This is a genomic window from Brevibacterium sp. Mu109 (genome assembly GCF_900169375.1).
GTDB lineage: Bacteria > Actinomycetota > Actinomycetes > Actinomycetales > Brevibacteriaceae > Brevibacterium > Brevibacterium yomogidense_A.
Genome location: NZ_FXZF01000048.1, coordinates 1 through 9,897 on the forward strand (window position 1 = coordinate 1; position 9,897 = coordinate 9,897).

Consider the following 9,897-nt stretch of genomic DNA (forward strand, 5'->3'; position numbering starts at 1 on the left):
ACTCTCGTGCACAGGCTCGTGGTCCTCTGAGATTCGGATGTCTTGACAACACCCATCACAGCAGGACCACGAGCCGTTCTACGTCAACGACGCGACGCTCCCCATCACCACGAACCGGGAAGAGCCGGATCACCCTCTCCCAGCACCAAGCGCCGTGCATCCCGCCGTGGACGAGCAGAGAGAAACTACTCGTCATGTCTAGCCGTCTTCCTATTGAGGTGGTCCAGGGCGAGTCCGAAGGTGTCCGGTTCGAGTGGGACGTCTGCTGTGAGAGTTTGATCTCGGACCAGGAGCATTCTGGTGCAGGCCTTCCGGATGAATTCTGGATCGTGAGTGATCACCAGAATCGTTTTACCGCGCTCGGCCTGTTCGGTGATGCAGTCGACGACGCGGCGGAGATTTCTCCCGTCGAGTCCCGAAGTCGGTTCATCGAGCATGATGAACTGTCGGTTTTGCATGAGCGCTACAGCAATGGTCAGGCGTTGCTTTTGCCCACCGGACAGCGAGCCTGGGTGTCTGTTCCGGTACTCCCACAGCCCGAGTTGTGTGAGAACCCGTTGCGCTTGGGCCATAGAGTCGGGGGTGGACTTGGCGCCGTGCGTCATTTCTCCGAGCACGCTGTCTGAGAACAACTGGCTGTCGGCGTCCTGCATGACGAACCACGTGTTCAGGGACCGTTTGGCTCGGCGGGAATGGGCTCCGCGCAGGCAGATCGTACCCCTGCCTGCGCGCTCGAGTCCGCACAGGGTGCGGCCGAGCGTGGTCTTCCCGGCGCCGTTCGGTCCGGCGAGTGCGACGACTTCACCCGGTTGCAAGGTGAACGACAAGCTCGTCAACAATGATGCGCCGCGCCCTTTCCTGCGGACCGTGAGGTCTGTGACTTCGACGGTAGGGTCGCCGCCGAGCGAAGTGTGGGAGACATGCCGTGCCCCCGGTTCCGTGGTGCGGAGAACCGGGTCACGCAGGCCGAGTTCTTCGAGCGTGGCCTGTGGCAGGTTCTGCAGCTGGGCAGGGGTGTATTCGTGTCGGATGTCCCCGTCGTCCATGTAGACGATCCGGTCGGCGAGGTGCATGAGGTAGGTGAGGCGGTGCTCGGCTATCACGATGGTGCTGCCGGACTCCTTGAGCGTCGTCAGCACGCCTGCGAGTTCTCGGGTGGCGTCGAGATCGAGGTTGGCGGAGGGTTCGTCCATCACATAGAGGGGAGGGCGTGTGCCTGCCGCAGCGGCGACCGCGACCTTCTGCTTTTCGCCGCTGGAGAGGGTGAGGAGTGCGCGATCGAGGAGATGGCTGACACCCAGCCGGTGCGACAGGTCCTCGATGCGTGCCTGAATGTCTTCGGGTGGGAACCCGTAGTTCTCACATCCGAATGCCAGCTCGTCACGCACGACCGGTGCGAAGAACTGGGTCTTCGGATCTTGGAACACGCTGCCGACGAGCCGACCGTACTCCCACGATTGCAGTTCGCGGGCGTTCGTTCCATCGATCTGCACGCCGCCTTCGAGTTCCCCGCCGTAGAACCCGGGGACGAGCCCGTTGAGGACCCGGGTGAGGGTGGTCTTGCCACAGCCGCTGGGCCCGGTGAGGACGACGAACTCGCCGCGGCTGACTTGGAAGGACACGTGGCGCAGTTGCGTGGCCCCGGCCGTGTACGAGAAACTCACGTCGTCGAGGTGGATCATATCGATGTACCTGTCACGAGCTGGTCTGCCAGCACCCATCCGAGCGCCGTGATCGCGCATGCCGCGGCGATCACGTCGACCGGTTGGAAGCGAAGCTGCCGCAGCGATGTTCGGTGACCGGGGTTGTCGGCCCCGCGGGTGGCCGCAGAGACCGATAGGTCGTCGGAGACCTTCATGCTCCGCATCAGCAGAGGCACGTAGATCGATTCGACGACCATCATAGGGTGTGCCGCAGTTCGCCACGACAGCGCGGACAAGCCACGCAGTTTCATCCCGTCGCGAATCGATGCGAACTCCGACCTGATCGTCGGCAGAAAGCGCAGAATGACCGCGCAGGGAAGCACGAGCGCACGAGGCGCCCGGAGCCGCTGCAACGCCCCGACGAGCTCACCTGGCGGTGTCTCGGCAAGGCATTGCACCAGCATCGCGACGGGCATGATCCGTGCTGCGAAGAATACCATGAAGCCGAGCATCAGCCCTGGCCCGGTCGCATACTCAACGATTCCGTACTGCACCAGATACAGCAGCACGAACACGCATACGCCGGTCATGGCCTGCAGCCACATGCCCGTGAGCAGCAGATAGGCCGATGCTCCGGCGACGAGACAGAACAGGCCCGCTGCGTCTACGAGGAGCGTGAGCACGCTGCACAGCAGGAGCAGGAGCATTGTCGTGCGCGGGTCGAACCGCAGCCAGCCTGGTCTCATGCGGCGCTGATGATCCCGGCCTTGACGAAGTGCTTTGACACGAGCTTCCGCCCCATCCAGTGCCCGAGCAGGGCCAGGACGGCACCGGCGATCACGGACACTGCCACCGCACCCGGGGAGGTCGCGAAACGAAGGAACAGTTCGGCCGAGGCGCCCATGCTCTCGAACTGGTCATAGTAGGTGTCGCCGAAGAGGTAGATGGGCAGGTAGGAGCCGATCGAGAACATGATTCCGAAGATCATGTAGGTCACAGCGTTGAGCATGCCGTTGCGGTACGCTCGCGGTCGCCACAGAATGGTCTCGCAGATCAGGCCGGCGGCCAGGCAGAAGGGGATCATGTAGAAGAACCCCGGCAGCGCGGAGATGATCGCGATGATCAGGTAGAACAGCACAGCGGTTCCGCGCTTAGCGACTCGATAGCTCATCAGGACATACACCGGGGCTGAGAACAGCGCGCACAGGCCGCCGACGACAGGGTAAGCGAAGCCATAGATCGGGGTGAGGATCATGCCGATCACGGTGTTAATCACCATCGCGAGGACACCGCAGATGCCAATGGTGACGAGGTCTTTGACCCCCAGCCGCCTTCGCGGCGAGGTGGAATTGTCCCGGGTTGAAGTGTTCATAGCGGTCCTTTCGAGCAGTGTTTAGGCAGGAAGTCACCAGTAGGCATTTGGCGCGAGACCGTACCGTCGAATTGGTGCGTGCCGGCCCTCGACCTCCTCGATCCGTGAGGAGCCAGGCTCATATGGAGGGCGAGTCTAAAGCTGTGATCCACTCCGATCGTGTCCCCAGCGTTCCTGGCTCGGCCACTCACCGAAGCAGGCTCCAGGCTCCCGGTGATGCCTGCCACGACGTTTGCCTCAACGTTCATGGCCGGCGTCCTGCGTTGGCACGTCCGAATTCGTCGCATCGCCTTCGGGCGGAGTCGGGATGCGTCGGAATCGGGGGTGAAGGAGAACGAACACGGAGACGATGGCCATGATGGCCGCGCCGACGATGATCGGCAGAGAGGTCCAGACGCCGTACAGGACGGTACCGGCGGTGGGTGCGACGACGAAGGTGAGACCCATGTTGGCGGCGATGAGCCCGGCCAGGCCTCCTTGTTCCTCGCGGGAGACCAACAGTGTTGGTCCGGCGGTGTAGCCGGGCATGGCGGTACCCAAGCCCAGGCCGATGAGGGCGATCGATCCGAAGAGGGCGACCGGCCCGGCATCGGGGATCAGCACGAGGAATCCGAGCAGCGCAACCACGCCGCCCACACGCAGCAGGGTGGCCGGGCCCCATCCCGTACTAGGAACAACGACTGTCTGGGCGAGGATCATGCCGATACCTGCGGCCAGGAGGGCCGCGCCGGTGAGCACTCCGGCTGTCTTCGCGTCCAGGTGAAGTCGGTCTTGGACTATGAAGCCCGTGACGATCTGGATGAACCCCAGGGCGGTGAACATGCCGAACCCGGCGAGCAGGAACGGCCACACCCGCGAGTCTGTCGGCCGGACGCTCGTAGGCTTCTCGATCAGTGTGGTGCGCGCCTCGGGGCGCAGCCGAAGGGCGACCAGCACGAGGCCGAGGGCGAGGAGCACCGGGACGGAGAGGATCGGGGCCATCAGCCCGAAAGCGGCGAGCAGGCCACCGACAACGGAACCGGCGATCTGAGCCACGCCCTGGACCGCGCCCACACCGGCCATGCCCTTGATCCGGGTGGTCTCATCGGTGGTGACATCAGCGATGTAGGCCTGCGCGGTTGGTTGGATAGCAGCAATGGCGGTGCCGAACCCGATACCGCGCAGCACGACGAACAGCGCGAACAGAACGGTGCCGCTGAGAGCGCCGATCATGCCGACCTGGGAGATCAGCGCGAAGGCTGCCGTCGCGATCGCACCGAGGGCCAGCGCCGCGAGGAGAACGCGTTTGCGTCCCAGCGACTGCGACCGGCGCCCCCATATCTGAGCCGTGAGCACCACCATGATCGCTGCTGTGCTGATGGTCACCCCGACCTGCCATTCGGCCAGGCCGACCTCGCGTGAGAGCGGGGCAATGATGGGGTTCAGCGTCATCTGCGCCAGGTAGGCCAGGAACACCGCCGTTAGCACCAGCTTGATCTGCGCGGGGTTGCTTGTCGTCATCCTCGGGGGTCCTTCAGTGCATCCGGGTCGGTCACGATGACGGCGTAGCATGTGTGCGCACACCGCGCTGTTCTCGCGTGTCGTTTCATGAGGCGTCGGTGGGGTGGGTGACGCGCCAGCCTTGGGCCCGTTCGCGTTCGGCCCAGAAGTCGGCGTACAGACCTGTGCCGGCGACGAGGTCGGTGTGGGTGCCGTGCTCCACGATCGCGCCGTCATCGAGGACGAGGATCTGGTCGGCTCCGGCGATCGTCGTCAGGTCGTGGCTGACGATCAGCATGGTTCGGCCTTCAGACAGTGCGGCCAGGCCGGCGTGGACGGCGATCGCGTTCTCCGGATCGAGCGATGCGGTGATCTCGTCGAGAAGCACGATGGGCGAGTCCTTGAGGAAGGCTCGCGCGATGGAGACGCGCTGACGCTCTCCGCCAGAGAGCGCGACTCCGGCCTCGCCGACCTGCGTGTCGAGGCCGTGGGGCATCCGGTCGATGATCTCGTCGACGCGGGACAGACGGATCGCCTCGCGCAGTTCGTCGTCAGTGGCCTCCGGGTTGCCGAAACGGATGTTGGCCTCGATCGTGTCATCGAGCAGGTAGACGTTCTGTTGGACCACCGAGAGCTGCTCCATCACGGTCTGTACCGGCAGCAGCCTGGCATCGACACCGCCAATGCGCACAGTGCCTGCGTCGGGGTCGAAGAACCTGGCGGCCAGCTGCAGGATCGTGCTCTTGCCCGATCCTGACGGCCCTACCAGAGCGGTAGTGGTTCCCGGGTGCGCCGAGAAAGTCACCTCGTGCAGCACTTGTCGACCCCCGGGATATGTGAAGTCGACGTGGTCGAAGGCGAGTTCTCCGGCCTGTTCGATGCTGTCTGTGCCCTCGGGTTGCGCGGGTTCGTCGAGGACATTGTCGATGCGATCCAGGTCGTGACCGGCGAGCCGGAGCGCGGAGCCGAGGTCGGCGGCGTCGATGAGTGGACCGGTGAAGCGTACGGCGGCGAACAGCACCACGGCGGCGGTCGCCGCGCTCGCCGCGCCGGTGAGGGACTGCCACACGGCGATGACGATGACGGCGGCGAACATCAGCTGCACGGCGGTCGCGAAGCCGATCAGGCCGGGCAGGCTGGTGCGCAGCGAGCGGCGGGAGGCTTCCTGTTGGGCGCGGTGTGCTCTCGCCAGCATGCCGTTGCCGGCCTGATCGGCCCGGAATGCCCTCATCACCGGCTGGGCGCGAGTGAACTCCACGACGCGGCTGGCCGCCTCAACCGCCGCCTGGTCGATCTGATCGGCCGAGCGCTCAGCGAGCGCGGCCGCCCACCGGTACACCAGATACAGGAGTGGGGCGGCGATCAGCATCGTCAGCGCCACCGGCCAGTCGATGAACAGCAGCCCTAGCGCGATGGTCATGGGCGTAACGACGGCGGTCACCAGCGGCTGGATCAGGGTCGAGGCGGCCGTCCACACGGCGGTCGTGCCCTGGGAGACTGATTGCGAGAGTCTTCCGGTGCGATCGGAGGAGAACCAGCCCACCGGCAGCACGCCGAGGTGGTCGATGATGCTGCGGTGCAGGCCGCGCATCAGGGCGAGCCCGATCCGGGATCCCAGCACGCTCTGGATCGAGAATGCGATGCCCGCGATGACAGCGGCACCGATCACCGAGAGGATCCACGGCCAGCTCGCAGAAGCTTCACCTGCGAGCAGGTGGCGTAGTGCGGGGATCGCCAGCAGCAGCGCGACGCCCTGGAGGATCCCGTAGGCGACGCAGACGGTGAGGAAGGCGCGCATCTTCGCCCGGTCGTCCGATGCGAGGATCGGCAGCAGCTTGCGGATCATGCGGTCGTTCCTTCCTGGGCGTTCCACAGAGCGGCGTAGAGTCGGCCATGGTCCAGCAGTTCGTCATGGCGGCCGGTCTCGACGACCCGGCCGCCCTCGAGAACCACGATCTGGTCCGCGTCGGTGATCGTGCGCAGCCGGTGCGCGATGACGAGGACCGCACGGCCTGCGATCAGCGTTGACAGGGCGTCCTGGACGGCTGCTTCTGATTCGGGATCTGCGAAGGCGGTGGCTTCGTCTAGCACCACGATGGGAGCGTCAGCGAGCATGGCCCGTGCGATGCACAGCCGCTGGGTCTCACCGCCGGACGGAGTCACCTGCTCGTGCACGATCGTGTCGTAGCCATGCGGCATGGACATGATCACGTCGTGGATCTGCGCCGCTCGCGCTGCCGCCTCCACGGTCGCGTCGTCAGCGTCCGGGGCCGCTAGGCGCAGGTTGTCGCGCACGCTCATGCGCAGCAGAACGTTGTCCTGGAACACGAATGCGACTCGCCGGTAGATCTCTTCGGGAGCCGCGTGCCGCAGGTCGACTCCGCCGATCCGGATCGCACCGTCGGTGACGTCCCAGAACCGGGGCAGCAGCCGCGCCAGCGTGGACTTGCCGGAGCCCGATGGGCCCACCAGTGCTGTGACGGTGCCGGGTCGCAGTACGAGGTCGATGTCCGAGAGCACGTCGGTCTGCCCATCGTAGGAGAATCGCACGCCGTCGTACTCCACCACGGCACCCTCCGGGGTGCGTGGATGCGCGACCTGCGGTAGTACCGGGGTGCGGAGCAGGTCGCCCAGCCGCGCCGCTGCCGCGGTGGCGGTGCGCATTGCCTGCGCCCCGATCCCCATGTTCAGCACCGGTGCACCCAGTCCGACCCCGATCATCAACGCCAGCAGCACCTCGGCCGGCGCCCCCCACCCTGAATGGACGAACCAGGCCCCTGTCGCGAGCACCAGGGCGATCACCGTCGGCGGTGCCAGTACCGCACTCGCCAGCGCGTTGACGCGTAGCAGTGGTCCCATCCAGCGTTCGAAGAACACGGCCAGCTCGTCACCGACTGCGTGGTAGCGCTCCTGAGTGCTGCGCGTCCGGCCGAATGTCTTCACGACCTCGATGCCCTGCACGAACTCCACGATCCGGGAGTTCACCCGGCCCAATGCCTCGTCCCAGCGTGCCGCGTTCTCCGTGTTTCCGCGCATCATCACGCTCAGTCCGACGAAGTACAGCAGCACCGGCACCAGGCACACCAGGCCCAATCGCCAGTTGACGACGAACAGCAGTACGAATCCCGCGAGCGGGGCCACTATGGCTCCCACCAGGTCGTTGATCGCGTGTGCCACCAGATGATGCACGTCGTGCACGTCATCTTGCAGGCGGCGCTTCACCTGACCCGAGGAGCGTTCTCCGAACCAGCCCAGCGGCACCCGCCACAGCCGATCGGTCAATCGTTGCCGAAGCGCCTGGCCCACCGTTCCGTCCGCTCCGTGAGTGATGGTGTATGCCGCCCCTGTCGCGGCAGTGCGCACCAACACGCCGATCACGGCGATGACCGCCCACGCCCACACCACGTTCCCGCTCGCGCCTGCCGGCTGCAACAGTTCCTCGACGATCCGATAGATCGCGACATACGGCACCAAGGACGTCAGCGCGCCAAGCGCTTGGAACGCCCCCGCCAGGATCAGCCGCCCACGCACCGGAGCGAGCAGCGAGCCGAGGCTCTTGTCACTACCAGCGGCTCTCGTCTCGGGCTCAAGCGTATCCGGCGCCGACTCGGATTGAGCGTCGGGCAACACAGCCTGAGTAGCGGTCGCATCATCGGGCATGAGCCATCCTTTCAAGCATCCACTCATCGACGGTCTGCACGGTCCCCGATCGCGGGCCCTGTGCAGTGCACAAATCTTTGAAGTGAGTGTACCCTTACCCGGCGCGTTTGTTCAACGGACAACTACGCCGGGTATCGTGGTGGCACGACACTCCGCGGATGGGAGCCGAGCATGACAAAGCCGAAGGCAAAGAAGAGCAAACGCCAGCGCGGACCGCGCACCGCCGCGGACGAAGCCCCCTTGACTACAGAGCAGATCATCGAAGCCGGAGTCCGCCTCACAGCCGCCCGCGGCCTAGCCGGGTGGTCCACTCGGGACCTCGCGAAAGAGGTCGGCTGCTGGCCGACGGCGATTGCGCACCGCGTCGGCCCACGCCACGAGGTCGACCGCGTCATCGTCGACGCCGTCATGTGCTCAGTCGACTTACCGTCACCAGAACTCTCGTGGCGACCGTGGTATCAGCAGCTCCTCACCTCGCTGCACGACACACTGTCTGCGCACCCCGGCGTCGCCCGCTGGCTCGGCATGGCCGCCACGACCGTCCCTGCGGCGGTGCTGATGATCGATACCGGGGTCAGCAAGCTCGCTGAGGCCGGCTTGGGCGACGAAGCACCCGCCGCACACATCATGCTATTGAATACCGCCGTGCACCTGATCGCCTCCGAAGACGAGCGAGATGTCGACCCCAAGCTTCAGGACGCGATCCTCGCAAGCCTCGGCATGTTGTCCGAGGACAGTCAGCATCCAGGGGCGGCAATGTTCGCGGACACGCTCGCCCATGCCTTTGACCTCGATAGGCTCTACAACTACGCAGTCGAGCGTGCACTCGACGGCGTCGCAGCCCGCATTGCGACGAGACAGCCGATGAAACCATAGGCAACATCTCATTAGGGTAGCCTCACCTAAAGGCATCGGGTACACTAGCACCGATCGATAATTTGTGCACTGCACACCTGGCATCGGATTGTCGGTCCTACCCGGCGCGGACACCCTCCCCAGGCGGATCTCCGGTCACCCGCGCTTGCCGAGCCCATCGGAGGTGATTGCCTTGTCCGCGACAGACAGCACTGACGCCTGGCCGCCGGACTCCGATGAGTCCCTTCGGTCAACTCGCAGAGCGTCGCCGCCAGCGCACAACGATCTCGACGAGTCACTGATGGACGCAGACCCCCAGCTGCACACCCTCGTGTCGGAGGAAATGTCACGTCAGCGGCAGACGTTGGAGATGATCGCATCGGAAAACTTCGCGCCAGTCTCCGTGCTTCAGGCGCAGGGTTCGATACTGACAAACAAGTATTCCGAGGGATATCCGGCTCTTCCGGTTTCAGAGTGCGTTGACCCGGGCCGATAGCTGCCCGGAGTGGAGCAGACAGCGCAGCACGTAGTGCTCGAAGTTCCTGAAGCCCAGACCAATGCCCCGCAGATGCTCGAGGCGTCCGTTGATCGCTTCGACCGGCCCATTCGACGCACCTCCACGGTCGAAGAACGCCAGCACCTGAGCCTGCTTCCGCCACAACGTCCTCCCCAGCTGAGCAAGCTCCTCAAGCCCTTTCGGCAGGCCTCTGCGCAGACTCTCGATCACTGCCTGCATGAGACGCCTGCCCGTCTTCCGATCGGGATGCTCGTACGCATCGATGACGTCCTGGTAGACCAGGTACGTCACTTCCAACGCGACGTGGTCATCATGCTCGGCCCACAACCGCTCCAGCCGGTCTGTTGCCCGCTTGTTCAGCAGGGATCGGC

8 protein-coding genes and 1 pseudogene are annotated in these 9,897 nt (G+C 65.0%); 2 read left to right on the top strand and 7 right to left on the bottom strand.

All coding sequences use genetic code 11. The features are described from left to right. Positions 1–185: 185 nt before the first annotated feature. The 6 genes from BSP109_RS15630 to BSP109_RS15655 all read right to left on the bottom strand — a co-directional run bounded on the left by BSP109_RS15630 (position 186) and on the right by BSP109_RS15655 (position 8,025). Positions 186–1,742 carry an ABC transporter ATP-binding protein gene (locus tag BSP109_RS15630; RefSeq protein ID WP_308297923.1) on the bottom strand — a complete coding sequence of 519 codons (1,557 nt, stop codon included), beginning with the start codon at positions 1,740–1,742 and terminating at the stop codon, positions 186–188. Continuing rightward, on the bottom strand, positions 1,679–2,389 hold the full coding sequence (locus BSP109_RS15635; protein ID WP_096157082.1) for an energy-coupling factor transporter transmembrane protein EcfT: 711 nt from the start codon (positions 2,387–2,389) through the stop codon (positions 1,679–1,681). The genes BSP109_RS15630 and BSP109_RS15635 overlap by 64 nt, the downstream gene beginning before the upstream one ends. After that, complete coding sequence (locus BSP109_RS15640) at positions 2,386–3,015, bottom strand: MptD family putative ECF transporter S component (protein WP_096160803.1); 630 nt, start codon at positions 3,013–3,015, stop codon at positions 2,386–2,388. Before BSP109_RS15640 ends, BSP109_RS15635 begins: the two co-directional genes overlap by 4 nt. 237 nt (positions 3,016–3,252) lie before the next feature. Next, positions 3,253–4,515, bottom strand: coding sequence for an MFS transporter (locus tag BSP109_RS15645; protein ID WP_073884835.1), 1,263 nt, complete (start codon positions 4,513–4,515; stop codon positions 3,253–3,255). 85 nt (positions 4,516–4,600) lie between these two features. After that, the gene (locus tag BSP109_RS15650; RefSeq protein ID WP_096157084.1) at positions 4,601–6,340 is read right to left on the bottom strand and encodes an ABC transporter ATP-binding protein; all 1,740 of its coding nucleotides are present in this window, start codon (positions 6,338–6,340) and stop codon (positions 4,601–4,603) included. Next, positions 6,337–8,025 carry an ABC transporter ATP-binding protein gene (locus tag BSP109_RS15655; protein WP_219618575.1) on the bottom strand — a complete coding sequence of 563 codons (1,689 nt, stop codon included), beginning with the start codon at positions 8,023–8,025 and terminating at the stop codon, positions 6,337–6,339. The genes BSP109_RS15650 and BSP109_RS15655 overlap by 4 nt, the downstream gene beginning before the upstream one ends. Before the next feature lie 300 nt (positions 8,026–8,325). Here BSP109_RS15655 and BSP109_RS15660 point away from each other — a divergent pair, with 300 nt between their 5' ends. Both BSP109_RS15660 and BSP109_RS15665 read left to right on the top strand, forming a co-directional pair. Beyond that, positions 8,326–9,030, top strand: coding sequence for a hypothetical protein (locus BSP109_RS15660; protein ID WP_073884832.1), 705 nt, complete (start codon positions 8,326–8,328; stop codon positions 9,028–9,030). Positions 9,031–9,310: 280 nt separating this feature from the next. Beyond that, positions 9,311–9,466: pseudogene (locus BSP109_RS15665) on the top strand (serine hydroxymethyltransferase); the annotation flags it as partial. A 12-nt stretch (positions 9,467–9,478) separates the two neighbouring features. Here the strand turns inward: BSP109_RS15665 and BSP109_RS15670 are convergent. After that, the coding region (locus BSP109_RS15670; RefSeq protein ID WP_146001196.1) for a transposase at positions 9,479–9,897 on the bottom strand (419 nt) is incomplete at its 5' end.